The organism is Streptomyces sp. NPDC048269 (assembly GCF_040652395.1).
In the GTDB taxonomy this organism is placed as follows: domain Bacteria; phylum Actinomycetota; class Actinomycetes; order Streptomycetales; family Streptomycetaceae; genus Streptomyces.
Genome location: NZ_JBEZLW010000011.1, coordinates 146,778 through 171,285, shown reverse-complemented (window position 1 = coordinate 171,285; position 24,508 = coordinate 146,778). Strand labels below are relative to the sequence as shown.

The window sequence follows — 24,508 nt, the reverse complement described above, 5'->3', positions numbered from 1 at the left end:
TTGCAAGCGCCTGCTTGCAATAGTTAGCAGAATCGGGCAGGATCGAGTCATGGCATCGCTCAACGTCGGAAACCTCGGCGAGTACCTCCGTGAGCAGCGTCGGCAGGCCCAGCTTTCGCTGCGGCAGCTCGCCGAGGCGGCGGGGGTGTCGAATCCGTACCTGAGCCAGATCGAGCGCGGGCTGCGCAAGCCGAGCGCGGACATCCTCCAGCAGCTGGCCAAGGCGCTGCGGATTTCCGCGGAAACGCTGTACGTGCAGGCCGGGATCCTGGATGAGCGGGACCGGGACGAGGTGGAGACGCGGGCCGTCATCCTCGCCGACCCGTCCATCAACGAGCGGCAGAAGCAGGTGCTGCTCCAGATCTACGAGTCGTTCCGCAAGGAGAACGCGCTCGACGCGCCCGCCGAGGCCGGGACCGACGGGACCAACGGGACCGACGGGACCGACGGGGCCGTCAGGGCCGACGAAGAGATGCCGTCGAAGACGACGAACTGAACTTGATCCGGGAGGACCAGCACATGGCCATCGCCGATGACCTGAAGAAGACCCTCACCGACCCCACCCCGCTCTACTTCGCGGCCGGCACCGCCGACCTCGCCGTGCAGCAGGCCAAGAAGGTGCCGGGGCTCATCGAGCAGCTGCGCGCCGAGGTGCCGGCGCGCATCGAGGCCGTGAAGAACACCGACCCGAAGGTCGTGCAGGAGAAGGCCAAGGAGGCCGCCAAGGAGGCGCAGGAGGCGGTCACCGCCAAGGCCGCCGAGGTGTTCGGCGCGATCGACCCGAAGAAGCTCGGGGAGACCGCGCAGGACCTGGCGCTGCGCGGCGTCGGGGTGGCCGCGGAGTACGCGGTCCGCGCCAAGGAGACCTACGACAAGGTCGCCGAGCACGGCGAGCAGGCCGTCCGCGCCTGGCGGGGCGAGGTCTCCGAGGAGATCGTCGAGATCGCCGTGGCCGTCGAGCCCGGGGCCGAGCGCACCGCTGAGCCGGCCGCCGAGCCGGCCGCCGGCGACGCGTCCGCCGGTGACGAGAAGCCCGCCGCGAAGAAGCCCGCGGCTCGCAGGAACGCGGCCAAGAAGGCCGGCGTCACGGCGGGCGACGAGAGCTGAACCGCATGACCGATGGCGGGCCGGGCACCTTGAGGGTGTCCGGCCCGTTGTGGTTCACGAGGGCGTTCGTGCCGGTAGCGTGGAATCAGGTGTGCGGAACACGAGCATGAGAAGGCGGTCGAAGCGATGTTGATGGACGGGTTCGATCGAGGGGTGATCCCGCTGCTCGGGCTCGCCATGCTGGTGCTCGCGGTGGTGGCCTTCGTGTTCGCGCTGCTGGCGCGTGAGGACGCGTACCGGGCGGCCGACAAGCAGACCAAGACCTTCTGGCTGGTCATTCTCGGCATCACCGTCCTCGTGGACTTCTTCCTGGGGATGCTGTTCCTGGAGATCGCCGGCCTGGTCGCGACCATCGTGTTCTTCGTCGACGTACGCCCCGCTCTCAAGCAGGTCTCGGGCGGCGGCCGGCGCAGCGGCGGGAGCAGCAGCGACGGGCCGTACGGGCCGTACAACGGCGGTCGCTAGGCCTCGCTAGGCCTCGTAGCGGTACCGCACCGCGCCGTGCCACCGGGGCGGTAGCGCCCCGTACCGCCCCGTTCGGCTCAGCCTTCGGCGCGGGAGAGCAGGACCACGGCCACGTCGTCGGTGAGTTCGCCGCCGTTGAGGCGGCGCGCCTCGGTGACGGCGGCCTCCAGCAGACCCTCGCCGCTCAGCCCGCGGTCCAGGTGACGGTTGATCATCTCGACCATCCCGTCCTGCCCGAGACGCTCCTTGCCCTCACCGATCCGGCCCTCGATCAGCCCGTCGGTGTAGAGCATCAGGCTCCAGGTGCCGCCGAGCTCGACCTGGCGCCGGGGCCAGCGGGCCTTGGGCAGCAGTCCCAGTGCCGGGCCGCTGTTCTCGTACGGAAGGAGCCGCGCGGGGCGGCCCGGCCTGGATATCAGCGGGGCCGGGTGCCCGGCCAGGCACAGGCCCGCGCGGCGGCCGTCGGGGGAGATGTCCACGGTGCAGAGCGTCGCGAAGATCTCCTCGCAGGGGCGCTCCACCTCCAGGACCTCCTGGAGCGTGGCCAGCAGGTCGTCGCCGCACAGGCCGGCCAGGGTCAGGGCGCGCCAGGCGATGCGGAGCTCGACGCCGAGGGCGGCTTCGTCGGGGCCGTGGCCGCAGACGTCGCCGATCATGGCGTGGACGGTGCCGTCGGGGGTGCGGACGGTGTCGTAGAAGTCGCCGCCGAGGAGGGCCCGGCTGCGACCGGGTCGGTAGCGGGCGGCGAAGCGGAGGTCGGAGCCCTCCAGGAGGGGGTTGGGGAGCAGCCCGCGTTCCAGGCGGGCGTTCTCCTGGGCGCGCAGTTTCGATTCTGCGAGCTTGTACTGGGCGATGTCCGCCCGTTTTCTCTCCACCGCGTAGCGGATGGCACGGCTCAGCAGCCGGCCGTCCAGCTCGTCGCGGAAGAGGAAGTCCTGGGCGCCGACCCGGACGGCCTCGGCGGCGCGCTCGGCGTCGTCCTCGGCGGTCAGGACGAGGACGGCGTGACCGGGGGCGATCCGGAGCACCTGGCGGAGGGCGGCCAGCCGGTCCACGGCGGTCGCCGCGGCGGACGGGGACGGCGACGGCGTACGGGGGCCCGTGTCCGGGAGGGACAGGTCGAGCAGGATGCAGTGCACGTCGGGCGTGAGCAGCCGTGCGGCCTCGGTGAGGTTGCGGGCGGTGCGGATCCGGATGCGGTGGCCGTCGGCGTCGAGGATCTCGGGGACGGTGAGGCCGCCGGCGGGGTCGTCCTCGATGACCAGGAGGGTAAGGGCGGTCGTCTGCGAGGTCGTCTGCGAGATCGTGTGCGAGGTCGCCTCGCCGACCGCCGGCGCGGTCGCTCCCGCGAGGGGCGGCGCGGCGGTGTGCAGAACGGCCTGACCGCTCTCCGTGGCCGGGGTGTCCCTCTGCCGCGGTACGGGTACGGGCATCGTCTCCGGTTCCTTCCCTCCCCCCGAGGGTGCGCTCGTCCGGCAGACCCTAGCGGTCCAGGCCCGGCGAGCGGAATGCCGTCCTGGGCCAAGGCCTCCGTCATATGCCGTTATCGCGGGGGAAAATCGGCCTCACTGGATGACAAAAGTCACGCGGGGGCCGTGTCCGTCCCGTCCACCCAGACGCGCCGGACGCCGGATCGGTTGCCTCCACCGGCCGCCCCGAAGCCACCTGCGCCGGTGCGCCCCCGACGCAGGCCGGCCCGCCGCTGGCGGCCGGCCGCTGCCGGTGCCGGACAGGTGACGGCTTCGGTGGCTCGGCTGCCGACCGCCCGGGGCGCCGAGCCAACCGGGCCCCGGCCCGGGCGCGGCCCTTGGCGGGCCCACCCGCAGACGGCTCCGGCTGCCCGGCCGATCCCCGGTGCAGCGGCCTGCCCGCCGGAGGCCGTGCGCCCGGCACCCGCCCCCGGTCGGTCGGTGGGGCCGGTGCGAGCGCCCCGGCGGCCGATCCCCGCCGCCCCCGAGGGCTACGCGTCCGGGCGTACCAACACGTCGTGTTGCGGGGGCCCCGCGGCCCGGGTACGCGTGGTGGCCCGGCCCGCGGCCCGGCGGCCCGGGTACCGTGGCGGGCCGGGCCGCGGCCCGGCCCGGGGGCCGCGGCGGGGCGGCCAGTGCCCCCGCCAGCGGTACGTGCGGCGGTCCGCTCAAGGGCTACGCGTCCGGGCGGACCACTGCCTTGATCGGCATCGAGCCCGCGCCCGCTATCGTCACGTTCCGGCCGGGCCGTGGGGCGTGGACCATCGCGCCGTCGCCGACGTACATCGCGACGTGGCTCGCGTCGTCGAAGTAGATGATCAGGTCGCCCGGGCGCATGTCCTTGAGCGCGACCTTCGGCAGCAGCCGCAGCTGCTCCTGCGAGGTGCGCGGGATCGGCCTGCCCGCCGCCAGCCAGGCCTGGGAGGTCAGGCCGGAGCAGTCGAACGAGCCCGGACCCTCGGCTCCCCAGACGTACGGCTTGCCGACCTGGGCGGTGGCGAACTGCACGGCCCGCTTCCCGGCCTCCGTCGCCGCGCCGTTGACGTCCTTCATCGCGCCCGACGACAGCCACGCCGTCTGCGCCTTGTACTGCGCTTCCTGCTCCAGCTGGATCAGCCGGGCCTTCTCCTCGGCTTCGAGCTTGTTCTCCAGCTCCTCCGCAGCCTTGATCTTCTCCTCGATCTGCTTCTTCGAGGCTTCCTGCTTCAGCCGGTTGGCCTCCAGCGTCGCCCAGTGCGCGCTCGCCTCCTGCGCATACCGCTTCAAGTCGTTCTGCGTCCGGTCCAGTTCGGCCAGCATGTCCGACGCGGCCTTCTCGCCCTGCTTCAGCCGGCCCGCCCCGTCGAGGAACTTGCCCGGGTCATCGCTCAACGCCAGCTTCGCGCCCGCCGGCAGGCCGCCCGAGCGGTACTGGGCCCGGGCGGCAGCGCCCGCGCGGCCCTTCAGGGTGGTGATCCGCTCCTGGCCGGCGACGATCAGGTTGGCGATCTCGACGATCTTGTCCGACTGGGCCTTGGCCTCGGCCTCGGCGAGGTTGTACGCGTCCGTGGCGGTGCCCGCCTGGCGGTAGAGGTCCTCTATCTCCTTGCGGACCTGCTCCAGGGACTTGGCGCCCGGCTCGGGCGCGGGTGCCGCCGGCGCTCCGGGAGCGGCCGGCGCGGCCGGTGCCGCGTACGCCGTGCCCGTCGCCAGGCCCGGTGCCGTCAGTACCGCCATCGCGCACAGCAGCACGAGAGCGCTTGCGCCTCGCTGTCGCCTTTCGGCCCCCATGGTCCCCCCAGGCACCCCGAGCCAGACCCCGCATCACTGCGTAGAGAATCTGACTATTCGTCAGTAACTTATCGCTGCCTTCGGGATGGTGCCACGAGTCGATGAATTGCAACACCCTCACGGGTGTTCGTCCGACCTTGTCCGCCCCAACGGACCCCATCCCTGACGGCTCAACGGGCGATCCGTATCACCGGTTCCCCACGGCGCCGCATTCACCCCGTCGGGCGCAACGCCTCCCAGCGCACCGTCAGTTCCCCCTGCCGCCACCGCCCCGGCCCGTCCGCCAGCGGCCAGTCGCCGGACAGCGCCCGCGCAGTCCGGATCCAGCGCTGCCGGGCGCCGTACGAGGCGTACGGAGCCGCCGCCGCCCACGCCCGGTCGAAGTCGCGCAGGAACGCGTGCACCGGCTCGCCCGGCACGTTGCGGTGGATCAGCGCCTTCGGCAGCCGCTCCGCCAGGTCCGAGGGCCGCTCCAGGGAGCCCAACCGGGTCGCGAAGGTCACCGTGCGCGCTCCCTCCGGCCCCAGCGCGACCCACACGTGCCGCCGCCCGATCTCGTCGCAGGTCCCCTCCACCAGCAGCCCGTCCGGGGCCAGCCGCGCGCACAGCCGCTGCCACACCGCCGCGACCTGCTCCTCGTCGTACTGGCGCAGTACGTTCGCCGCGCGGATCAGCGCCGGCCGTTCCCCGCCGCCCGGCCCGTCCAGCGGCACCTCGAAGCCGCCGTGCCGGAAGCTCAGCCCCTCCCGTTCGTACGGCTTCGCCGCAGCGACCCTCGCCGGTTCGATCTCGATGCCGACCACCCGCACCCGCGGCGCCGCCTCGCGCAGCCGCGCCAGCAGCTCGACCGCCGTCCAGGGCGCGGCCCCGTATCCGAGGTCCACAGCGACCGGCGCCTGCGCGCGCCGCAGCGCCGCCCCGTGCGTGGCGGCGATCCAGCGGTCCATCCGGCGCAACCGGTTCGGGTTCGTCGTCCCGCGCGTCACCGAGCCCACGGGGCGGCCGGGGACGCGGCTCGGGGTCGGGGTGGTGCGGGAGGCCATGAGCCGAGCGTAAGCGGAGGGCCCTCGCCCGATGAAAATCAGGCCTCTTCCCGTGCCCCGCCAAGAAACATCGAGCAAAACCTGGAGACCCCGGAATGCGCGGGGCGCCCATCCGGGTTGCACTGCTTGCAGAGCGCCGAGCGGTGCTCCTGCAGTCATGCCGTCCGAGTGGCCTGTCCGATCGTCCGAGTGGCCCGTCCGAGCGAGAGGAACTGCTCCCTTGAGTCAGTACGTGTCCCGCATCAGCGGCCGTCTCGCCGCCGCCCGCGCCACCCGCCACGAGCCTCCGCGCATGCGCCTCCCCGCCGTGGGCCACCACCGCAAGCCCCGCCGCGTGGCCATGCTCAGCGTGCACACCTCACCGCTGCACCAGCCCGGCACCGGCGACGCCGGCGGGATGAACGTCTACATCGTGGAGCTGGCCAAGCGCCTCGCCGCGATCAACATCGAGGTCGAGATCTTCACCCGGGCCACCGAGGGGGGCCTGGCGCCCGTGGTCGAGCTGGCCCCCGGCGTCCTCGTACGGCACGTGGACGCGGGCCCGTACGAAGGCCTCGCCAAGGAGGAGCTCCCGGCCCAGCTGTGCGCCTTCACCCACGGCGTGATGCAGGCGTGGGCCGGCCACCGCCCCGGCTTCTACGACCTCGTCCACTCCCACTACTGGCTTTCCGGCCACGTCGGCTGGCTCGCCGCCGAGCGCTGGGGCGTGCCGCTCGTGCACGCCATGCACACCATGGCCAAGGTCAAGAACGCCGCGCTGGCCGAGGGCGACACGCCCGAGCCCGCGGCCCGCGTCATAGGCGAGACCCAGATCGTGGCCGCCGCGGACCGGCTCATCGCCAACACCGCCGAGGAAGCCGACGAACTCGTCCGCTACTACGAGGCCGACTCGGGCAAGGTCGCCGTCGTCCACCCCGGCGTGAACCTCGACCGCTTCACCGTCGGCGACGGCCGGGCCGCCGCCCGCGTCCGCCTGGGCCTGCCGCAGGACGCCGTCATCCCGCTCTTCGCCGGCCGCATCCAGCCGCTCAAGGCCCCCGACATCCTGCTGCGCGCCGTCGCCGAGCTGGTCGACCGGGACCCCTCGATGCGCAGCCGCCTCTTCGTCCCCGTCGTCGGCGGCCCCAGCGGCAGCGGCCTCGCCAAGCCGGAGGGCCTGCAGAAGCTCGCCGCGAAGCTGGGCATCGCCGATCTCGTGCACTTCCATCCGCCGGTCGCGCAGGACGGGCTCGCGGACTGGTTCCGCGCGGCGTCCGTGCTGGTCATGCCCTCGTACAGCGAGTCCTTCGGGCTCGTCGCCATAGAGGCGCAGGCCAGCGGTACGCCGGTGCTCGCCGCCGAGGTCGGCGGCCTGCCCGTCGCCGTCAACGACGGGGTCACGGGCATCCTCGTACCGGGCCACGACCCCGTGGACTACGCGCGGGAGCTGCGCCGCTTCGTCGACGAGCCCGGGCTCGCCGACCGGATGGGCGCCGAGGCCGCGCGGCACGCGCAGTTCTTCGGCTGGGACACGGCCGCGAGCGGCACGGCCGACGTGTACACCGCGGCCATGCATGATCATCGCCGTCGCGTACGCTCCCACCATGGCTGACGCTGACACCGACACCACCGCGATCATCGAGAGCGTCCTGACCGGCTCGGAGCTGAGCTGGGAGAGCCCCGGACCGGGCTCGTACGTCGTCCAGCTCCCCGGCACCCGCAAGCTGAGCACCACGTGCTCGCTGCGGATCGGACGGCACTCGCTGTCGGTCAACGCCTTCGTGATCCGGCACCCGGACGAGAACGAGGCCGGCGTCCACCGGTGGCTGCTGGAGCGCAACCTGAAGCTGTACGGGATGGCGTACGCGGTGGACGGCCTCGGTGACGTCTACCTCACGGCGCGGCTCCCGCTGTCCGTGATCACCCCGGACGACCTGGACCGGCTGCTCGGCACGGTCCTGGAGGCGGCGGACGGCGCGTTCAACACCCTGCTGGAGCTGGGGTTCGCGAGCGCGATCCGGCGGGAGTACGAATGGCGGGTGTCCCGTGGGGAGCCGACGTACAACCTCGACGCGTTCAAGCACCTGACGCAGCCGGCGTCCTGACCTGCCGGTGCGGCGCAGCTGCCGGGGGCCGGCCCCCGGACCCCCGCGCCTCAAACGCCGACGGGGCTGAAACGGCCTTGCGGGCGATCCGGCCCTACGCCTCGGCGGCGGCCGGGAGCGGTGGGGACACCGGGGCGGCAGCCGTGGCGGCCTCGGGTTCCTGACCCGCGCCCGCGGCAGCCGGGAGGCTCCTCATCAGCAGCCAGTACCCGAGCCCCGCCACCGTCCCCAGGACCGCGGTCGTCCCCCACAGCCAGGCCGCCCCGAAACGGTCGATCACGAAGCCCGCCAGCAGCGGCGCGATGAGCGAGGCCACCGCCCAGGACATCGTGTACATGCCCTGGTAGCGGCCGCGCCCGTGCAGCGGGGAGAGCCGCGCGACCAGGCCCATCTGGGTCGGCGAGTTGATGATCTCGGCCAGGGTCCACACGCAGACGGTCAGTCCGAGGACCCCGATCGAGCCGCCGAAAGCCGTGAGTCCGAACCCGTACCCCGCCAGCAGCGCCGAGATCACCAGCAGCTTCTGCGGGTCGCGGTGCTCGATGAACCGGGTGACCGGGATCTGCAGCAGCACGATCAGGATCCCGTTCACGGCGACGACCATGCCGTAGTCGCCGGCGGAGAAGCCCGCCGAGCCCATCGCGAGCGGGAGCCCGAACGAGCCCTGCATGAAGATCAGCGAGATCAGGAACGACAGCCCGACCACGCCCATGAAATGGCCGTCGCGCAGCACCGTGCCCAGGCCGATCTCCGCCTCGGCTGCTTGCTGCGCCGCGTCGCCCTTCTCGGGCCGCGACTCGGGCAGCTTCACGTACACCAGGACCGCGCAGAGCAGCGTCAGCGCCGCCTCGCCCAGGAACCCCGCCAGGTAGCTGTACTCCGCCACGAAGCCGGCCACCGTCGCGGAGACGGCGAAGCCGAGGTTGATCGCCCAGTAGTTGAGCGCGAAGGCCCGTACCCGGTCCTCGGGGCGGACGATGTCCGCCATCATCGCCTGCACGGCCGGCCGGGACGCGTTCGAGGTCATGCCGACCAGCAGCGCGACGGCCGCGATCGCCGCCGGGTGCTCCATGAAGCCCAGCAGCGCGACGGAGAAGGCGGTCGAGGCCTGCGCGGCCATCAGCGTGGGCCGCCGGCCCAGCCGGTCGGTCATCACGCCCGCGACGAGCGAGGAGATCACACCGCCGAGCCCGTGGAGGGCGACCACGAGTCCCGCGAAGGAGGCCGAGTAGCCCCGGTCCACGGTCAGGTACAAGGTCATGAACGTGGCGACGAAGGCCCCGAGGCGGTTGACGAGCGTGCTCGTCCACAGCCACCAGAACTCGCGGGGCAGCCCCGACACGCTCTCCCGGGCGGCCCGTCTCAGACTGGCAACGGACATAAGGATCCCCCCGGGCGTGTAAGTGTCTCTCTGGCTCCCCGCACATTACGAGTGGGCGCCTTCCGGCGCCACTCAATTGACGTCCGCCGTCAATTGACAGGGGGCGGACACCGCGCGCGAGCGGTCCGGCCCGTCCATTAGGCTCGTACGCATGGCCGACGCACCGTACAAGCTGATCCTCCTCCGCCACGGCGAGAGCGAGTGGAACGCGAAGAACCTGTTCACCGGCTGGGTGGACGTCAATCTCAACGAGAAGGGCGAGAAGGAGGCGGTCCGCGGCGGTGAGCTGCTCAAGGACGCCGGCCTGCTCCCCGACGTCGTGCACACCTCGCTCCAGAAGCGCGCGATCCGCACCGCGCAGCTGGCGCTCGAGGCCGCCGACCGTCACTGGATCCCGGTCCACCGCTCCTGGCGCCTGAACGAGCGCCACTACGGCGCCCTCCAGGGCAAGGACAAGGCCCAGACCCTCGCCGAGTTCGGCGAGGAGCAGTTCATGCTGTGGCGCCGCTCGTACGACACCCCGCCGCCGGCCCTCGAGGACGGTACGGAGTTCTCGCAGTCCGAGGACCCGCGCTACGCCTCCATCCCGCCGGAGCTGCGCCCGCGCACCGAGTGCCTCAAGGACGTCGTCGTCCGCATGCTCCCGTACTGGTACGACTCGATCGTCCCGGACCTGCTGGACGGCCACACGGTGCTGGTCGCCGCGCACGGCAACTCCCTGCGCGCGCTGGTCAAGCACCTGGACGGCATCTCCGACGCCGACATCGCGGGCCTGAACATCCCGACCGGCATCCCGCTCTCCTACGAGCTGGACGCCGACTTCAAGCCCCTCAACCCGGGCGGCACCTACCTCGACCCGGCCGCGGCCGCGGCCGCCATCGAGGCCGTCAAGAACCAGGGCAAGAAGAAGTAAGTATCGCGATCATGCCCCTGACCCGCGCGTTCGGTGCAGGTCAGGGGCTTTCGTCTGCTCCGGGCCCACTGTGGGCACGGAGCCGGGGAACGGCCGACGGGCCGGTCCCGGGACGCCTCGAAGCACTGCTCGGCTACTCGTTGTCGTAGTAGCCGAAGATGTCGACGACCAGGTCGGCGGCGTCCCAGCCCTGGTTCCAGAGGTCGACGATGCCGTAGGGGCCGGTTCTCGTCTGAACCAGGTTGGCGACGGTCTTGCCCGCCGTCCAGTTCAGGGTGGAGGACACCGGACGCTCCGGAGTGACGGCGGTTCCGTGGGCGTAGTCGATGCTCGAGTTGGGGTCCGGTGCGACCGAGAGGAAGCCCGTGCCGCGCGTGTTGGTGACCGTGGTGTTCAGCACCCAGGCCTCCTGCTCCAGCGAGAAGGCCTGCCGGATGTACCCGCGCGTGGGCCACGGCCCGTTGGGCCAGCTCCGCGTGTCGATCGTCCGGCCGGGCGTGACCGGCACGTAGGCGGCACCGCCGCTCGCGGTGCTGTACGTGCCGACCAGGTCCACGATGACGTCGGACGGGGCCCAGGCGCCGTTGCGGACGGTGATCTCGCCGTCCTTGCCGACCGGCACGATCACCGAGTTGGCGACCGTCTGCCCGGCGGTGAAGTTCACGTTCGACGTGGTCGGCGCCGCCTGCCCGGCCGGGTGGACGGTCAGGTGACCGGCCTCCTGCGGATTGGTGACCGTCACGTTCAGCGCGACGGCGGTGGCGCCCGGCTGGGCCACCTTGACGGTGAAGGTCCCCTGGCCGGCGACGGGACCGCGCTGCGTGCCGGTCCCGTCACGGGTGTCGACGACCCGGGCCGGCGCCTGCGGGGCATACCCGCCGGCTTCCTGCCGGCCGAAGTAGCCGGTGACGTCCGCGATCAGATCGACCGGCTCCCAGCCGCCGTTGTACAGCTCGACGTAGCCGTCCTCGCCGACCTTCGCGATCACCAGGTTCGGGACGGTCTGACCGGCCTCGAAGTTGATGTTCGATGCGGTCGGCCGCGTGTCACCGGAGGCGAAGACGCTGACGTGTCCGCCACTGGTGGTGTTGGTGGCGGTCACGTTGAGCGCGACGGCGGTGACCCCTGTGGGGATGCCGCCGTTCCCCGCGACCTTCAGGCGGGTCGAGGAGTACCCCTGGACCTTGCCCTTGACGGCGCCCGTGCCGCTGCGGGTGTCCAGCAGGCGGGTGGGACCGTACGGGGTGAACTCCGAGCCCAGCGTCTTGACCTGTACCTCGTTGGTGGCGTGCGTCCCGAGTACCGGATCGACGACAGTGGCCTTGATCGTGTACTCGCCGAGCTCCTTGTAGATGTGCTTGGTCCGCGTCTCCGAAGAACCGGAGGCCACCACCGTGCCCGTGGTCCCGTCACCCCAGTCGATGGTGGTGTCCAGCGGCGGGGTACCCCTGTTGAGCGAGGTCGTCAGCTCGAAGCCGTGCGCCGACGACATCCGGGCGCTCAGGAACAGACTCAGCTGCGCGCCGCTCGGGGCGGCGCTCGTGAAGGTCCCGAACCCTGCCGCCACACCCTCTGCCGGGTCGACCGCAGGTGCTCCCGCCGCCTGCGCGGCGGGCTTGACCGGATCAGCGGCCTGAGCCGTGCCGGGTATGAAACCCATGCTTGCCGCCACGATGGCGGCAGCGGACATTACGAGTCGGCGATTGCGCACCGAACCCCCCCCGTTTTTTAGCTTTTGAACGCGCTCAGCATGAGCTCGCGCACAGCCTACATAGCAGCGCGCGGGCGATCACCCGGCACGGGTCCGGCGGACTCTCCGCTGGGCACAGACGTCTGGCGTGACAGCTTCGACGGCGACGTCCCGTGTGTCACGCCGGCAGAGAGGCAGAAGGCCGAGAACAGGGCCAGCCACGGCCGGCTGATCGACAACGGCCCGCACCTCACCGGCATTCCGGGGAAGTGATCCCTCACCGGGGAAGGGCGAGAAGTGGCGCCCACGCACGAAACGGGCCCCGTCCGAAGGAAGTTCGGACGGGGCCCTTCGCGTGCGTCGAGCGGGGGCGGGCGGGTCAGCCGCCGCACTGGCAGGGGGCGCCGGACTGGCAGCCGCAGCCGCAGCCCGAGCCGCAGCCGCAGGCTGCGAGCAGCGGGAGGCGGAGGGGCTCCGGCCTCGGCGGCTGCTCCTGCTCCGGGGTGATGGGGACGGGGGAATCGGGCATGGTTCCTCCTCGTGGGCGGCGTACGGGACTTCGCACGATGGACCGCCTCGCCTCATTCATGCCCAGCCACAGCGGCGCGTCAACGGCGCATTGGGGCTCGCCGCCGCCCGCCCGGTGTGCCCCGACGCCGCCCGGTCGCCGCCCGACGCCGCCCCGCCCGTGCCCGTACGGTCAGACGCCCTCGACCTGCGTCGGCGGCTGGAGTTCGTCCGCGTGCTCGCCCGTCACCAGGTAGACCACGCGCTTGGCCACCGACACCGCGTGGTCCGCGAAGCGCTCGTAGTAGCGGCCCAGCAGCGTCACGTCGACCGCCGTCTCGATGCCGTGCTTCCAGCGGTCGTCCATCAGGTGCTGGAACAGCGTGCGGTGCAGCTGGTCCATCTCGTCGTCGTCCTGCTCCAGCTGGAGGGCGAGGTCGACGTCCTTGGTGATGATGACCTCGGCGGCCTTCGCCATCAGCCGCTGCGCCAGCTGCCCCATCTCCAGGATGGTGGCGTGCAGGTCCCGCGGCACGGCCCTGTCCGGGAAGCGCAGCCGGGCCAGCTTGGCCACGTGCTGGGCCAGGTCACCGCTGCGCTCCAGGTCGGCGCTCATCCGGAGCGAGGTCACGACGATGCGCAGGTCGGTGGCGACCGGCTGCTGCCGGGCCAGCAGCGCGATGGCGCGTGCCTCCAGGTCGTGCTGGAGGTCGTCGACCTTCTGGTCGGCGGCGATGACACTCTCGGCGAGCTTCAGGTCCGCGTCGAGCATGGACGTCGTGGCCCGCCCGATCGCGGAACCGACCAGCCGGGCCATCTCGACCAGGCTTTCACCGATCGAGTCCAGTTCCTCGTGGTACGCGTCACGCATGTCTGGTGTCCCTCTCTTGACCTACGGCACTACTGCCCGGGGGGCCGGCCGGGGCGGCCTCCTGCCCCACGTTGACACGGTGAGCCGCAAACGCGTCCGACTCCGGCACCACAAGTGAATCAACCCCGTCGCCAGGGTGAACTCTGGGCGACGACTGTTCGAGGTGCCACCCGAACGGCTGTGGAAGTGTCGTTGTGCCTGCTTAACCTGGATGCATGGACGTGAACGCGGCGGTCGCCGCAGCTGCAGCGATTGCCGGTCTTTGCACCGGCGTCATCGCCATGCTGGCGTTCCGCTGGAGCGAGCGCGACCAGGCCCGCCCCACCCGGAGCTCCATGCGCCCCGACATCAATGCGGTGCTCCCGCCCGGCGTGGACACCGTCCTGTCCGTGCTCCGCTCCTCCGCCGTCGTACTGGACGAGGGCGACGCGGTGGTCAAGGCCAGCTCGGCGGCGTACGCCCTCGGGCTGGTCCGCGGCGGGAAGCTCGCCGTGGAACCCATGCTCCACATGGCCCGCGACACCCGCCGCGACGGGGAGATACGCCAGGTCGAACTGGACCTCCCCCGGCGCGGCACCGGCCGTGGCGAGGCCCTGGCCGTCTCGGCGCGAGTCGCCCCGCTCGGCTCCCGCCTCGTGCTCCTCCTGGTCGAGGACCTCACCGAGGCCCGCCGCATCGAGGCGGTGCGCCGCGACTTCGTCGCCAACGTGTCGCACGAGCTGAAGACCCCGGTCGGGGCGATCTCCCTGCTGTCCGAGGCCGTCATGGACGCTGCGGACGACCCCGAGGCCGTCAGCCGCTTCGCGGGCCGCATGCAGATCGAGGCCACCCGGCTGATCAACCTCGTACAGGAGCTCATCGACCTCTCCCGGGTGCAGAACGACGACCCGCTGGAGGACGCCGAGCCCGTCCGCGTGGACACGCTGGTCGCCGAGGCCATCGACCGCTGCCGTCACACGGCGTCCTCCAAGCAGATCACCATGGCCGCGGGCGGCACCGCCGACCTGCGCGTCTGGGGCAACCGGGGACAGCTCGCGGCCGCCCTCGGAAATCTGGTCGAGAACGCCGTCAACTACAGCCCCGCCCGCACCCGCGTCGGCATAGCCGGGCGCAGGGTGACGGCACCCGGGGGAGACTTGATCGAGATCGCCGTGACCGACCAGGGCATCGGCATCCCCGAAAAGGACCGCGAGCGCATCTTCGAGCGCTTCTACCGCGTGGACCCGGCCCGCTCCCGTGCCACGGGAGGAACGGGCCTCGGCCTTGCGATCGTGAAGCATGTAGCGGCCTCGCACGGCGGGGAGGTGTCGGTGTGGAGTTCGGAGGGCCAGGGCTCCACGTTCACGCTGCGACTCCCCGAAGCGGCCGCGCCGGCCCCGGCGACGGCCCCCGCCTCCGCACCGCCCCTGCCTGAATCAGCAACAGCCATTCCTGCCCCGGAGGTCCTTCCGTGACCCGAGTGCTCGTCGTCGAGGATGAGGAATCCTTCAGCGACGCCCTGTCCTACATGCTCCGCAAGGAGGGCTTCGAGGTCGCCATCGCCGCGACCGGGCCCGACGGGCTCGACGAGTTCGAGCGCAACGGCGCCGACCTCGTCCTCCTCGACCTGATGCTCCCCGGGCTGCCCGGCACGGAGGTCTGCCGGCAGCTGCGCGGCCGCTCCAACGTCCCCGTGATCATGGTGACGGCCAAGGACAGCGAGATCGACAAGGTCGTCGGGCTGGAGATAGGAGCCGACGACTACGTCACCAAGCCCTTCTCCTCGCGGGAGCTGGTCGCCCGTATCCGCGCGGTCCTGCGCCGCCGCGGCGAGCCGGAGGAGGTCACCCCGGCTGCCCTGGAGGCGGGCCCCGTGCGCATGGACGTCGACCGCCACGTGGTCACCGTCGCCGGCGGGAAGGTGGACCTCCCGCTGAAGGAGTTCGACCTGCTGGAGATGCTGCTGCGCAACGCGGGCCGCGTACTGACGCGCATGCAGCTGATCGACCGTGTCTGGGGCGCCGACTACGTCGGTGACACCAAGACCCTGGACGTCCACGTCAAGCGCCTGCGCGCCAAGATCGAGCCGGACCCGGGCGCACCGCGCTACCTGGTCACGGTGCGCGGCCTCGGCTACAAGTTCGAGCCGTAGGCCGGAGTCGTCACAGCCGTACGTGCGGGAAGGGCCCCGGTCGCCGTTGCGACCGGGGCCCTTCCCGTGTGCGTACGCGTACGCCGCTCCGTGTGTCAGTGGCCCGCACTGTGCGAGGCGGCGCCCGACGGCGTACCGGCGGCGCTGCCCGAGGGGGAGCCGGAGGGGCTGCCCGAGGCCGCCGCGCCGGTGGCGGCACCCGAGGGGCTGCCGGACGGGGTGCCCGAGGGGCTGCCCGACGGGGTGGAGCCGGCGGCCGGGGCGGGGGCCGAGGTCGGGCCGAAGCCCGCGTACATGCCGGTGGCCGGGACCACGAAGGCCTCCAGCTCGACGTCGCCGGTGCTGCTCAGCTGGAAGACGACGTCCTGCACGTCGCCGTCCTTGGCCGCCTCGGCGCCGTCCTCGATCACGGCGGACGCGTTGCCCTTGCCGCCCAGCACCACGGAGCCGCCGGCCGGCACGGTGACCTTGCCGGTGCCCTCGGCGGCCTTCAGCACGACCTTGCCCTTGCTACCCGGAAGGGTGATGCCGTCGAGGGTCTGCGCCTTGGCGCCGGCGTTGAAGACCGTCGCCGACACGGAGGCGGGGCCCTTCTTCTCCTTCTGGCCCTGGGTGATCACCAGTGCGTTCTGGATCTTGATGTCGCCCTTGGTGACGGCGGCGTTGTCCGGCTTGATCTGGAGGGTCTGCGCGTCGTTGCCCGCACCGCATGCGGCCAGCGAGGCGATCGAGAACACGACGGCAGTGGCGGCGAGGGCGCCGCGTCGAAGGCTGCGGCTCACGGCGGCGGCAACTCCTTGGACGAACGGAAGGGGCGGGTGGGCTCTCGGAACGGCCGAGGTAAAGCCGCTCTAAGGGTGTGTCAGCGCGCTTAGGTTACCGAGCCGCCACCCCGCCCCCGCACCCGACCCTCCGCAGCGCGGCGGCCGCTCCCGGCGGGGTGTCCCGCCCGCTCCGCGATCTTGCATTCGCGCCCCGTCCCCCCTTGCCGTCCTCATGTCGTTCCCTTGCCGTTCCCCTTGCCGTTCCCCTTGCCCATCACCGCGCCGATCTCGCGGCGCGCGCATATCGTGCGCCGGGCGCGCCGTGATCAATTTCCGGATTCCCCGAACACCGCTTCGTGATCAATTCAGGATTGGGCCGGAACCCGCTGCGTGTGGGCGCCCGCCAGTCCAACGGAGTAGTTCGGTTTCCCGACTCCGAAACCGGCAAAACGGGACGTACGTCACACTGGCGGCCCTGCCCGGCAGGTGTAGCGTGGCCCTTTCGCCTGGTCCGCACAGCACCCCCGACCTGCGAATACCCCCTTCCGCAAGCCTTCCGCAGCACGTTCCTGTCGCTGTTGTCAAGCCCCGAGATGTGCCCTGACCTGCGAAAACGCCATTCATAACAGTCAGTTCTCGTGTTACCCTGGATAGCCACGGAAGGGGTACCTGTCACATGACGTTCAAGGTTGGCGACACCGTGGTCTATCCCCATCACGGGGCCGCGCTGATCGAGGCCATTGAGACTCGTCAGATCAAAGGCGTGGACAAGACCTACTTGGTGCTCAAGGTCGCCCAGGGCGACCTGACGGTTCGTGTGCCTGCGGACAATGCGGAGTTCGTCGGCGTTCGCGACGTAGTCGGCCAGGACGGGCTGGACCGGGTCTTCGAGGTGCTTCGCGCACCGTATGCAGAAGAGCCGACGAACTGGTCCCGGCGCTACAAGGCAAATCTGGAGAAGCTCGCTTCTGGCGATGTCATCAAGGTCGCCGAAGTGGTGCGTGACCTGTGGCGTCGTGAGCGTGAGCGCGGGCTTTCCGCGGGTGAGAAGCGCATGCTCGCGAAGGCGCGTCAGATTCTGGTGAGCGAGCTCGCGCTCGCCGAGAACACGAACGAGGACAAGGCCGAGGCCCTCCTCGACGAGGTTCTCGCGTCCTGACGCGAGTTCCCGTTCATCGAAGTTCATCAAAACAGTGTGTACACAGTTGTGCCGTGGTGCCCGATGACACTGCCTCTCCTCCACGAGAGGCCTGTCGCCGGGCGCTGCGGCATGTCTGTTTCCATGATCTTCTGAACTGCTGCCTCACTGGCGTGCCGGGGGTTACCCCCAGGGCCATACCCATGTCGGCCGAAGTCACAAACCTGGCTCGGAGCTACTGATGTCTGACGAAACGCGCCCCCACCGCACCGCCGCGGTGATCCCGGCCGCCGGCCGCGGGGTACGCCTCGGCCCCGGTGCCCCCAAGGCCCTGCGGGCCCTCGGCGGTATCCCGATGCTCATCCACGCCGTCCGCGCGATGGCCCGCTCCCGAGCGGTCTCCCTCGTGGTCGTCGTGGCCCCCCCCGACGGCGCCGCCGAGGTACGCCTCCTGCTCGACGAGCACGCGCTGCCCGACCGCACCGACATCCTGGTCGTCCCCGGCGGGGAGACCCGCCAGGAGTCCGTACGCGCCGGCCTGGACGCGCTCCCGCCGGACATCACCTCCGTGCTCGTGCACGACGCGGCCCGCCCGCTGGTCCCCGTCGACACCGTGGACTCCGTCGTCGAGGCCGTCCGTGACGGAGCCCCCGCCGTGGTGCCCGCCCTCCCGCTGGCCGACACCGTCAAGGAGGTCGAGCCCGGCAAGCCCGGCGAACCCGAGCCCGTCCTCGCCACGCCCGAGCGGGCCCGGCTCCGCGCCGTACAGACCCCCCAGGGCTTCGACCTCGCCACCCTCCGGCGCGCGCACGAGGAACTCGCGGCGGGCACGGCGGACGGCGAGGGCGCCACCGACGACGCGGGCATGGTCGAGCGCCTCGGCGTCACCGTCGTGGTCATCCCCGGCCACGAAGAGGCCTTCAAGGTCACCCGCCCCCTCGACCTGGTCCTCGCCGAGGCCGTACTCGCCCGCAGGAGGGCCACCGATGCGTACTAGTCCCCCCGGTCCCCTGATCCCGCTCGTCGGCATCGGCACCGACGTGCACGCCTTCGAGACCGGCCGCGAGCTGTGGTGCGCCGGGCTCCTCTGGGAGGGGGAGGACGGCCTGGCCGGACACTCCGACGGCGACGTCGCCGCGCACGCCGCCTGCGACGCCCTCTTCTCCGCCGCCGGCGTCGGAGACCTCGGCGCGCACTTCGGCACCTCCCGCCCCGAGTGGTCCGGCGCCGCCGGCGTCACCCTCCTGGCGGAAGCCGCCCGTATCGTCCGCGCGGAGGGCTTCGAGATCGGCAACATCGCCATCCAGGTGATCGGCGTACGCCCGAAGATCGGCAAACGGCGCGAAGAGGCGCAGAAGGCGCTCGCCGCCGCGGCGGGCGCCCCCGTCTCCGTTTCCGGCACCACCACCGACGGACTGGGCCTCACCGGCCGGGCCGAAGGGCTCGCCGCCATCGCCACGGCCCTCGTGTACCGGACGAACCAGACCTGAAAACAGCCGGAGGCGGCACTTCTTCGGCAACAAAGGTGCCCCGGGGCCCCAAAGGGTCGCGGGGCACTGCTATGCGCGCACTACCCTGGATGCCGTGACTATTCGCCTGTACGACACCAGCGCCCGGCAGATCCGTGACTTCACCCCGATCGTCCCGGGCTGCGTCTCGATCTACCTGTGTGGCGCCACGGTGCAGGCGGCCCCGCACATCGGGCACATCCGGTCCGGCCTCAACTTCGACATGATGCGCCGCTGGTTCGAGTACCGGGGCTACGACGTCACCTTCATCCGCAACGTCACGGACATCGACGACAAGATCATCGCGAAGTCCGCCGAGCAGCGGCGCCCCTGGTGGTCCATCGGCTACGAGAACGAGCGCGCCTTCAACGACGGCTACGCCGCCCTCGGCTGCCTCCCGCCCACCTACGAGCCCCGCGCCACCGGCCACGTCACCGAGATGGTCGAGATGATGCGCGGCCTCATCGAGCGCGGTCACGCCTACGAGTCCGAGGGCAACGTCTACTTCGACGTGAAGTCCTACCCGGACTACCTCGCGCTCTCCCGCCAGGAGCTCGACAACATCCGCCAGCCGGAGAGCACCGGTGAGACCGGCAAGCGCGACGCCCGCGACTTCGCCATGTGGAAGTCCGTCAAGCCCGGCGAGCCCTCCTGGGAGACCCCGTGGGGCCGGGGCCGCCCCGGCTGGCACCTGGAGTGCTCCGCCATGGCGCACAAGTACCTCGGCGAGGCCTTCGACATCCACGGCGGCGGCCTGGACCTGATCTTCCCGCACCACGAGAACGAGATCGCCCAGGCCAAGGCCTTCGGCGACGAGTTCGCGAAGTTCTGGGTCCACAACGCCTGGGTCACCATGTCCGGCGAGAAGATGTCCAAGTCCCTCGGGAACTCGGTCCTCGTCTCCGAGATGGTCAAGCAGTGGCGTCCGATCGTCCTGCGCTACTACCTCGGCACCCCGCACTACCGGTCGATGATCGAGTACAGCGAGGAGGCCCTGCGCGAGGCGGAGTCCGCCTTCGCCCGCATCGAGGGCTTCTGCCAGCGCGTCATCGAGAAGGCCGGCGGGGCCGTCGAGCCCGCCGCCGAGGTCCCGCCCGCCTTCGCCGAAGCCATGGACGACGACCTGGGCGTCCCGCAGGCGCTCGCCATCGTCCACACCACCGTCCGCCAGGGCAACAGTGCGCTCGCCGCCGACGACAAGGACGCGGCCATCGCCCGGCTGTCCGAGGTACGGGCCATGCTCGGCGTCCTCGGCCTGGACCCGTTCGACCCGCACTGGGCGGGCGAGGCCGACCGTGGCGAGGACCTCCACGGCGCCGTCGACACGCTCGTACGCCTCGTCCTCGAGCAGCGCGAGTCCGCCCGTGCCCGCAAGGACTGGGCCACCGCCGACGCCATCCGCGACCAGCTCCAGCAGTCCGGTCTGGTCATCGAGGACAGCCCGACGGGCCCGCGCTGGACGCTCGGCCCCCGCTGAGCGCGGGCAGCTGAACTTGGTGTGCCGCCCGGCGCTCCGGGCGGCACACTCTTCATACGTACATACCGCAGCATCAACGAAAACAGGTAGAAGTCATGGCCGGGAACAGCCAGCGCAGGAACCGCCGCACGTCCAACAAGAAGGGCGCGACGGTCGGCAGCGGTGGCCAGCGACGCAAGGGCCTGGAGGGCAAGGGCCCGACGCCGCCCGCCGCCGAGCGCAAGGGCCACAAGAAGAACCGCATCACCAACGCCATGGCCAAGCAGGCGGCCAAGCGCCGCCCCGCCCCGCGCCGCGGCGGTCCCAAGGGCACCAGTGAGATGGTCGTCGGCCGCAACCCGGTCTTCGAGGCGCTGCGCGACGGGGTCCCGGCCACCACGCTGTACGTGCAGCAGTTCATCGACAACGACGAGCGCGTCCGCGAGGCCCTCCAGCTCGCCGGCGAGCGCGGCAACATCAACCTGATGGAAGCCCCGCGCCCCGAGCTCGACCGCATGACCAACGGGCTCAACCACCAGGGCCTCGTCCTCCAGGTCCCGCCGTACGAGTACGCGCACCCCGAGGACCTCACCGCCGCCGCGTACGACGACGGCGAGGACCCGCTGATCGTCGCCCTCGACGGTGTCACCGACCCGCGCAACCTCGGCGCGATCGTCCGCTCCGTCTCCGCCTTCGGCGGCCACGGCGTGGTCATCCCCGAGCGCCGCGCCGCCGGCATGACCGCGGGCGCCTGGAAGACCTCGGCCGGCACCGCCGCCCGTACCCCGGTCTCCCGCGTCACCAACCTGACCCGCGCCCTCCAGGACTACAAGAAGGCCGGCATCACCATCGTCGGCCTCGCCGCCGAGGGCACGCACACGGTGAACGACCTGGACGCGCTCGGCGGCCCGGTCGTCATCGTCGTCGGCTCCGAGGGCAAGGGCCTCGGCCGCCTCGTCGGCGAGAACTGCGACTACCTCGTCCGCATCCCGATGCCGGGCGGCGCCGAGTCCCTCAACGCCGGTGTCGCCGCCGGCGTCGTCCTCTACGAGGCCGCCCGCCGCCGCGCGGACCGCGGTCGCGTCTGACCGGCACGGTTGCGCAGGTGCCCTGATCGGCTCTGATCTGCCCCGATCCAGGCGATCTGCTTGATCCACTTGGCCCACGGAACGTGACCCGTGAGCGTGTCACCCCGCCCGTGATGGGCGGGGTGGCTTGATCTTGACGGGTCTCGGACACATCCCTGGTGTCAAGGCAGTGTCCTAACCACTGATCACTCGGTTAGATGAGTGTGGACACCAGAACGTCAGGGTTCGACGACCAGCCCGCGCTGAGCATGGTCAAGGTGCCGTGCGATCCCGCACAGGTCATCGTCAACCACGCCAGCTTCCGCGTGCGGCTCGCACCGAGCCCGAGCGCGCGTTCCAAGCCCGCGAAGGCTCCCGGCCGGGCACCCGTCCTGGGCGGCGCCGTGGCCGCCACCGCCGGAGCGACCCGCCGCAGATCCCCCGTGGTCTGGAGCGGCAGGTCGGAGGCCGGTGACTCCGCTGCGATGGGCGGACTCCTCCAGGCCGTACGGGAGGCCGGCCGCGGGCACGACGAGTACGACGGCGGCGCCACCCAGGTCATCCCGCGCATCGACCTGGCCCACGACCTCGCCGACGACACCCCGGCCACGCCGACGGTCATCGGCCAGCGCACCTACGGGGCCCCCGGCGAGACCCGCCCGATGGCCCCCGTACGGGACCTGCCGTACGGTGACCCGCCCGGCGGCGCCGGACCCACAGCGGACTCCCGGCGGCCCGGCCCCGACACGCGCGCCCAGGCCTCCTATTACCCCGGCCGCCGGATGAACCTCGGCGTCGTGCTGCTCCCGCTGCGCGTCTTCCTCGGTTTCATCTCCATCTACGCAGGCATGGGCAAGCTGTGCGACCCCGTCTACTTCGACGGCGGCGAGCGCGGTTCCATGGTCACCTGGCTGCGCACCCTCCACCCCTGGGCCCTCGCCGAACCGCTGCGCGACTTCGCGCTCGCGCACCCGGTCGGAGCCGGCCTGACCGTGGCGTTCCTCCAGGTCATCGTCGGCGTGCTGACCGTGTTCGGCCTGTGGCAGCGGTTCGCCGCCTGCTTCGGGGCGCTGCTCTCCGCCGCGCTGCTGATGACGGTGAGCTGGAAGACCGTCCCGGCGTACGACGCGCCCGACATCATCTACCTCGCCGCCTGGAGCCCGCTGATCATCGCGGGCGCGCCGGTCTACTCCCTCGACGGGCGCCTCGCCGGCGAGGCCTGGCGCACCCTCGGACCCCGCTCGGAGGTCTGGCAGCTGCGCCGGCGCGTCCTGCGCCGCGGAGCCGTCATGGCCACCGTCGTCTGCGGGCTCACCCTGCTCGTCGGCTCGCTCCTCGGCGGCGCCGTCCGCTCCTCCACCGTGGTCACCGTGCCCGGTCCGGGGCAGGCCCCCAGCAACTACCTGCCCGGCCGCCCGCTGCCGAAGGCACCCGCCAGGCAGCAGCCCTCCCAGCAGCCCTCGAAGACGGCGCCCCAGCCCTCCGCCACCCCCTCCGAACCGGCCGCGAAGTCCGGCAGGACCGCGTCCGGCGCCCCCGCCCGCGAGACCGCCGGAACCCGCTCCGAGTCGCCCACCGCGACGAAGGGCACCACCGGCAGGCAGACCCCGCGCAGCACGCCGCGGCAGTCCACCTCCACCTCACCGAAGGCGCCGACCACCTCGGGGTCGACGAGCGGAGGCACCCCGACGAAGCAGCCCGGCCTCATCGGCGGAATCATCGGCTGAGCACTCCACAGCTCGGCAGTTCTACAGCCTCGACGCAACGAGGGGCCCGGCACGCACGGCGTGCCGGGTCCCTCCGCGTCTGCCGGGCGCGCGAAGCGCCGTATGCCACGTGGCATACGCCGCGTGGCCCGTGAAGGGCCTCAGGGGCCCGTCTGCGCCGCCAACTCCCGTGCGGCCTCGGTCAGGTCCTTCGCCGTGTCGATCGCCCGCCAGTAGGCCCCCTGGGGCAGCGGGAAGCCCGCCAGGCGGCGCTCGCGCGCCAGCCGCGGGAACGTGGTCCGCTCGTGGTCCCCCAAGTCCGGCAGCAGCGCGGCGAATTCGGGCCCGAAGACGTACACGCCCGCGTTGACCGGATAGGGCGACGGCGGCGCCTCGATGAAGTCCAGCACCTGCCCGAACTCGTTCGTCTCCACCACCCCCCACGGGATCCGCGGACGGGCCAGCGCGAGCGTCGCCACGGCGCCGCGCTCCGCATGGAACGCGGCCATCTCGCGCAGCGAGAAACGGGTCCAGATGTCGCCGTTCGTCGCGTACCAGGCACGGTCCGGGTGCGGGAGACGGCGTGCCGCGTGCTTCAGGCCGCCGCCCCGCCCCAGCGGCTCCTCCTCCACCACCGTCGTCACGCGCAGCGGCAACTGCGCCCCCGCCAGCCACTCCTGGAGCACGCCGGCGAGGTGCCCGCACGAGACCACGGCGTCCGTGACCCCCTCCGAGGCCAGCCAGGCCAGCTGGTGTCCGATGATCGGCACGCCCGTCCCCGGGATCTCGACCATCGGCTTCGGACGGTCGTCCGTGTACGGCCGCAGCCGCGAACCCTGGCCGCCCGCCAGGACGACTGCCTGGGTGGGGGCGGCGGGGAACGCGGCTGCGGGAGGGTCGGATCGGGGTGCGGAGAACGCGGGTTCGGCGTCGGTCATGCCGGCCAGCGTAGGGACGGGGCGGGTCAGCCCATGGAGGCGACGCCGGTCGCGTACGAGGTGTCGCACACGGGACGGGCGAAGGACTGGGCCTTCGTCGGACCGTACGCGTCGACGGCCGCCCGTCCCAGCGCCCGCGCGATCCCCACGCAGTGCTCGGCCAGTGACGGCCGCTTGTTCACCTCCTGCTGGAGGTGGGTCAGGACGTCACCCGGCTCCTGGCCCTGCTGGATCTCGCCGACGAGCTTGTCGCGCAGCACGTCCTGCACCGCGCGCGGCTTCGCGGGGACGGAGACGTCCTCGGCGGACGCGGTCAGGATCTGGGAGGAGGAGGTGTCCGCCCAGGGGACCATGGTGACCGCGAGGGTCCCGGACAGGACCAGGACGACGGGCAGGACCAGGGCGAGGGAACGGCCGATACGGCGGGCAGTGTGGGTCACGAGGGCGAGAGTAGCGCTCGGTGAAGATATGGCGACATTTAGTCACCCTGACGGGGGATG

At 71.7% G+C, this 24,508-nt stretch carries 24 protein-coding genes; 14 read left to right on the top strand and 10 right to left on the bottom strand.

All coding sequences use genetic code 11. From position 1 onward, the window contains the following. Positions 1 to 49: 49 nt before the first annotated feature. The 3 genes from AB0D48_RS15675 (at position 50) to AB0D48_RS15665 (ending at position 1,572) form a co-directional block, all read left to right on the top strand. Entirely contained in the window at positions 50 to 496 is a 447-nt protein-coding gene (locus AB0D48_RS15675; protein ID WP_362395902.1) for a helix-turn-helix transcriptional regulator, read from the top strand. 23 nt (positions 497 to 519) lie between these two features. Further along, the gene (locus tag AB0D48_RS15670; protein ID WP_362395899.1) at positions 520 to 1,107 is read left to right on the top strand and encodes a hypothetical protein; all 588 of its coding nucleotides are present in this window, start codon (positions 520 to 522) and stop codon (positions 1,105 to 1,107) included. 126 nt (positions 1,108 to 1,233) lie between these two features. Then, a complete protein-coding gene (locus AB0D48_RS15665; protein WP_362395897.1) occupies positions 1,234 to 1,572 on the top strand; it encodes a DUF2516 family protein in 339 nt (112 codons plus the stop codon). Positions 1,573 to 1,649: 77 nt separating this feature from the next. Here AB0D48_RS15665 and AB0D48_RS15660 read toward each other — a convergent pair whose 3' ends face one another. From AB0D48_RS15660 to AB0D48_RS15650, 3 genes are all read right to left on the bottom strand, one after another. Next, the gene (locus AB0D48_RS15660; RefSeq protein WP_362395894.1) at positions 1,650 to 3,005 is read right to left on the bottom strand and encodes a fused response regulator/phosphatase; all 1,356 of its coding nucleotides are present in this window, start codon (positions 3,003 to 3,005) and stop codon (positions 1,650 to 1,652) included. A 711-nt stretch (positions 3,006 to 3,716) separates the two neighbouring features. Further along, positions 3,717 to 4,757 carry an NlpC/P60 family protein gene (locus AB0D48_RS15655; RefSeq protein WP_362395891.1) on the bottom strand — a complete coding sequence of 347 codons (1,041 nt, stop codon included), beginning with the start codon at positions 4,755 to 4,757 and terminating at the stop codon, positions 3,717 to 3,719. A gap of 266 nt (positions 4,758 to 5,023) precedes the next feature. Then, complete coding sequence (locus tag AB0D48_RS15650) at positions 5,024 to 5,854, bottom strand: class I SAM-dependent methyltransferase (RefSeq protein WP_362395888.1); 831 nt, start codon at positions 5,852 to 5,854, stop codon at positions 5,024 to 5,026. A 220-nt stretch (positions 5,855 to 6,074) separates the two neighbouring features. On the opposite strand from AB0D48_RS15650, the gene mshA reads away from it, so the two are divergent. Further along, positions 6,075 to 7,445 (top strand): D-inositol-3-phosphate glycosyltransferase, encoded by a 1,371-nt coding sequence (mshA, locus tag AB0D48_RS15645; RefSeq protein ID WP_362395885.1) that lies wholly within the window; start codon positions 6,075 to 6,077, stop codon positions 7,443 to 7,445. After that, positions 7,438 to 7,938 carry a YbjN domain-containing protein gene (locus tag AB0D48_RS15640; RefSeq protein WP_362395882.1) on the top strand — a complete coding sequence of 167 codons (501 nt, stop codon included), beginning with the start codon at positions 7,438 to 7,440 and terminating at the stop codon, positions 7,936 to 7,938. The genes mshA and AB0D48_RS15640 overlap by 8 nt, the downstream gene beginning before the upstream one ends. Positions 7,939 to 8,032: 94 nt before the next feature. On the opposite strand, the gene AB0D48_RS15635 is transcribed toward AB0D48_RS15640, so the two are convergent. Further along, a complete protein-coding gene (locus AB0D48_RS15635) occupies positions 8,033 to 9,319 on the bottom strand; it encodes an MFS transporter (protein ID WP_362395879.1) in 1,287 nt (428 codons plus the stop codon). 151 nt (positions 9,320 to 9,470) lie between these two features. Between AB0D48_RS15635 and AB0D48_RS15630 the strand changes: the two genes are divergently transcribed. Then, positions 9,471 to 10,232, top strand: a complete 762-nt coding sequence (locus AB0D48_RS15630) for a phosphoglyceromutase (protein ID WP_362395876.1) — start codon at positions 9,471 to 9,473, stop codon at positions 10,230 to 10,232. Between the two features lie 133 nt (positions 10,233 to 10,365). Here AB0D48_RS15630 and AB0D48_RS15625 read toward each other — a convergent pair whose 3' ends face one another. From AB0D48_RS15625 to phoU, 3 genes are all read right to left on the bottom strand, one after another. Continuing rightward, positions 10,366 to 11,892, bottom strand: a complete 1,527-nt coding sequence (locus tag AB0D48_RS15625; RefSeq protein ID WP_362395873.1) for a hypothetical protein — start codon at positions 11,890 to 11,892, stop codon at positions 10,366 to 10,368. Positions 11,893 to 12,301: 409 nt separating this feature from the next. Beyond that, the gene (locus AB0D48_RS15620; RefSeq protein ID WP_167344738.1) at positions 12,302 to 12,451 is read right to left on the bottom strand and encodes a hypothetical protein; all 150 of its coding nucleotides are present in this window, start codon (positions 12,449 to 12,451) and stop codon (positions 12,302 to 12,304) included. Positions 12,452 to 12,622: 171 nt separating this feature from the next. Next, positions 12,623 to 13,300 (bottom strand): phosphate signaling complex protein PhoU, encoded by a 678-nt coding sequence (gene phoU, locus AB0D48_RS15615; RefSeq protein WP_362395869.1) that lies wholly within the window; start codon positions 13,298 to 13,300, stop codon positions 12,623 to 12,625. A gap of 215 nt (positions 13,301 to 13,515) precedes the next feature. Here phoU and AB0D48_RS15610 point away from each other — a divergent pair, with 215 nt between their 5' ends. Both AB0D48_RS15610 and AB0D48_RS15605 read left to right on the top strand, forming a co-directional pair. After that, on the top strand, positions 13,516 to 14,754 hold the full coding sequence (locus AB0D48_RS15610) for an ATP-binding protein (protein ID WP_362395866.1): 1,239 nt from the start codon (positions 13,516 to 13,518) through the stop codon (positions 14,752 to 14,754). Further along, positions 14,751 to 15,431, top strand: coding sequence for a response regulator transcription factor (locus tag AB0D48_RS15605; protein ID WP_030387286.1), 681 nt, complete (start codon positions 14,751 to 14,753; stop codon positions 15,429 to 15,431). The genes AB0D48_RS15610 and AB0D48_RS15605 overlap by 4 nt, the downstream gene beginning before the upstream one ends. A gap of 95 nt (positions 15,432 to 15,526) precedes the next feature. On the opposite strand, the gene AB0D48_RS15600 is transcribed toward AB0D48_RS15605, so the two are convergent. Continuing rightward, on the bottom strand, positions 15,527 to 16,213 hold the full coding sequence (locus AB0D48_RS15600; RefSeq protein ID WP_362395863.1) for a DUF461 domain-containing protein: 687 nt from the start codon (positions 16,211 to 16,213) through the stop codon (positions 15,527 to 15,529). A gap of 658 nt (positions 16,214 to 16,871) precedes the next feature. Between AB0D48_RS15600 and AB0D48_RS15595 the strand changes: the two genes are divergently transcribed. The 6 genes from AB0D48_RS15595 to AB0D48_RS15570 all read left to right on the top strand — a co-directional run bounded on the left by AB0D48_RS15595 (position 16,872) and on the right by AB0D48_RS15570 (position 23,091). Then, complete coding sequence (locus tag AB0D48_RS15595; RefSeq protein WP_003953493.1) at positions 16,872 to 17,354, top strand: CarD family transcriptional regulator; 483 nt, start codon at positions 16,872 to 16,874, stop codon at positions 17,352 to 17,354. 220 nt (positions 17,355 to 17,574) lie between these two features. Continuing rightward, positions 17,575 to 18,330: a 2-C-methyl-D-erythritol 4-phosphate cytidylyltransferase gene (gene ispD, locus AB0D48_RS15590; protein WP_362395860.1), complete on the top strand. Its 756-nt coding sequence runs from the start codon at positions 17,575 to 17,577 to the stop codon at positions 18,328 to 18,330. Further along, positions 18,320 to 18,823 carry a 2-C-methyl-D-erythritol 2,4-cyclodiphosphate synthase gene (ispF, locus tag AB0D48_RS15585; protein WP_362395857.1) on the top strand — a complete coding sequence of 168 codons (504 nt, stop codon included), beginning with the start codon at positions 18,320 to 18,322 and terminating at the stop codon, positions 18,821 to 18,823. Before ispD ends, ispF begins: the two co-directional genes overlap by 11 nt. Positions 18,824 to 18,917: 94 nt before the next feature. Continuing rightward, entirely contained in the window at positions 18,918 to 20,318 is a 1,401-nt protein-coding gene (cysS, locus tag AB0D48_RS15580; protein ID WP_362395854.1) for a cysteine--tRNA ligase, read from the top strand. A 95-nt stretch (positions 20,319 to 20,413) separates the two neighbouring features. Further along, positions 20,414 to 21,385 carry a 23S rRNA (guanosine(2251)-2'-O)-methyltransferase RlmB gene (gene rlmB, locus AB0D48_RS15575; RefSeq protein WP_362395851.1) on the top strand — a complete coding sequence of 324 codons (972 nt, stop codon included), beginning with the start codon at positions 20,414 to 20,416 and terminating at the stop codon, positions 21,383 to 21,385. 197 nt (positions 21,386 to 21,582) lie between these two features. Further along, positions 21,583 to 23,091, top strand: coding sequence for a DoxX family membrane protein (locus tag AB0D48_RS15570; RefSeq protein ID WP_362395849.1), 1,509 nt, complete (start codon positions 21,583 to 21,585; stop codon positions 23,089 to 23,091). 140 nt (positions 23,092 to 23,231) lie between these two features. Here AB0D48_RS15570 and AB0D48_RS15565 read toward each other — a convergent pair whose 3' ends face one another. Together AB0D48_RS15565 and AB0D48_RS15560 are read right to left on the bottom strand one after the other, a co-directional pair. Further along, on the bottom strand, positions 23,232 to 24,008 hold the full coding sequence (locus AB0D48_RS15565; RefSeq protein WP_362395846.1) for a nucleotidyltransferase family protein: 777 nt from the start codon (positions 24,006 to 24,008) through the stop codon (positions 23,232 to 23,234). A 26-nt stretch (positions 24,009 to 24,034) separates the two neighbouring features. Next, positions 24,035 to 24,448, bottom strand: coding sequence for a hypothetical protein (locus AB0D48_RS15560; RefSeq protein WP_362395843.1), 414 nt, complete (start codon positions 24,446 to 24,448; stop codon positions 24,035 to 24,037). Between the last annotated feature and the right edge of the window lie 60 nt (positions 24,449 to 24,508).

Coding starts and splice junctions, on each gene's coding strand:
- AB0D48_RS15675 (WP_362395902.1), top strand. CDS start 50: ATGGCATCGCTCAACGTCGGAAACCTCGGCGAGTACCTCCGTGAGCAG.
- AB0D48_RS15670 (WP_362395899.1), top strand. CDS start 520: ATGGCCATCGCCGATGACCTGAAGAAGACCCTCACCGACCCCACCCCG.
- AB0D48_RS15665 (WP_362395897.1), top strand. CDS start 1,234: ATGTTGATGGACGGGTTCGATCGAGGGGTGATCCCGCTGCTCGGGCTC.
- AB0D48_RS15660 (WP_362395894.1), bottom strand. CDS start 3,005: ATGCCCGTACCCGTACCGCGGCAGAGGGACACCCCGGCCACGGAGAGC.
- AB0D48_RS15655 (WP_362395891.1), bottom strand. CDS start 4,757: ATGGCGGTACTGACGGCACCGGGCCTGGCGACGGGCACGGCGTACGCG.
- AB0D48_RS15650 (WP_362395888.1), bottom strand. CDS start 5,854: ATGGCCTCCCGCACCACCCCGACCCCGAGCCGCGTCCCCGGCCGCCCC.
- AB0D48_RS15640 (WP_362395882.1), top strand. CDS start 7,438: ATGGCTGACGCTGACACCGACACCACCGCGATCATCGAGAGCGTCCTG.
- AB0D48_RS15635 (WP_362395879.1), bottom strand. CDS start 9,319: ATGTCCGTTGCCAGTCTGAGACGGGCCGCCCGGGAGAGCGTGTCGGGG.
- AB0D48_RS15630 (WP_362395876.1), top strand. CDS start 9,471: ATGGCCGACGCACCGTACAAGCTGATCCTCCTCCGCCACGGCGAGAGC.
- AB0D48_RS15625 (WP_362395873.1), bottom strand. CDS start 11,892: ATGGGTTTCATACCCGGCACGGCTCAGGCCGCTGATCCGGTCAAGCCC.
- AB0D48_RS15620 (WP_167344738.1), bottom strand. CDS start 12,451: ATGCCCGATTCCCCCGTCCCCATCACCCCGGAGCAGGAGCAGCCGCCG.
- phoU (WP_362395869.1), bottom strand. CDS start 13,300: ATGCGTGACGCGTACCACGAGGAACTGGACTCGATCGGTGAAAGCCTG.
- AB0D48_RS15610 (WP_362395866.1), top strand. CDS start 13,516: ATGGACGTGAACGCGGCGGTCGCCGCAGCTGCAGCGATTGCCGGTCTT.
- AB0D48_RS15595 (WP_003953493.1), top strand. CDS start 16,872: ATGACGTTCAAGGTTGGCGACACCGTGGTCTATCCCCATCACGGGGCC.
- ispD (WP_362395860.1), top strand. CDS start 17,575: ATGTCTGACGAAACGCGCCCCCACCGCACCGCCGCGGTGATCCCGGCC.
- ispF (WP_362395857.1), top strand. CDS start 18,320: ATGCGTACTAGTCCCCCCGGTCCCCTGATCCCGCTCGTCGGCATCGGC.
- rlmB (WP_362395851.1), top strand. CDS start 20,414: ATGGCCGGGAACAGCCAGCGCAGGAACCGCCGCACGTCCAACAAGAAG.
- AB0D48_RS15570 (WP_362395849.1), top strand. CDS start 21,583: ATGAGTGTGGACACCAGAACGTCAGGGTTCGACGACCAGCCCGCGCTG.
- AB0D48_RS15565 (WP_362395846.1), bottom strand. CDS start 24,008: ATGACCGACGCCGAACCCGCGTTCTCCGCACCCCGATCCGACCCTCCC.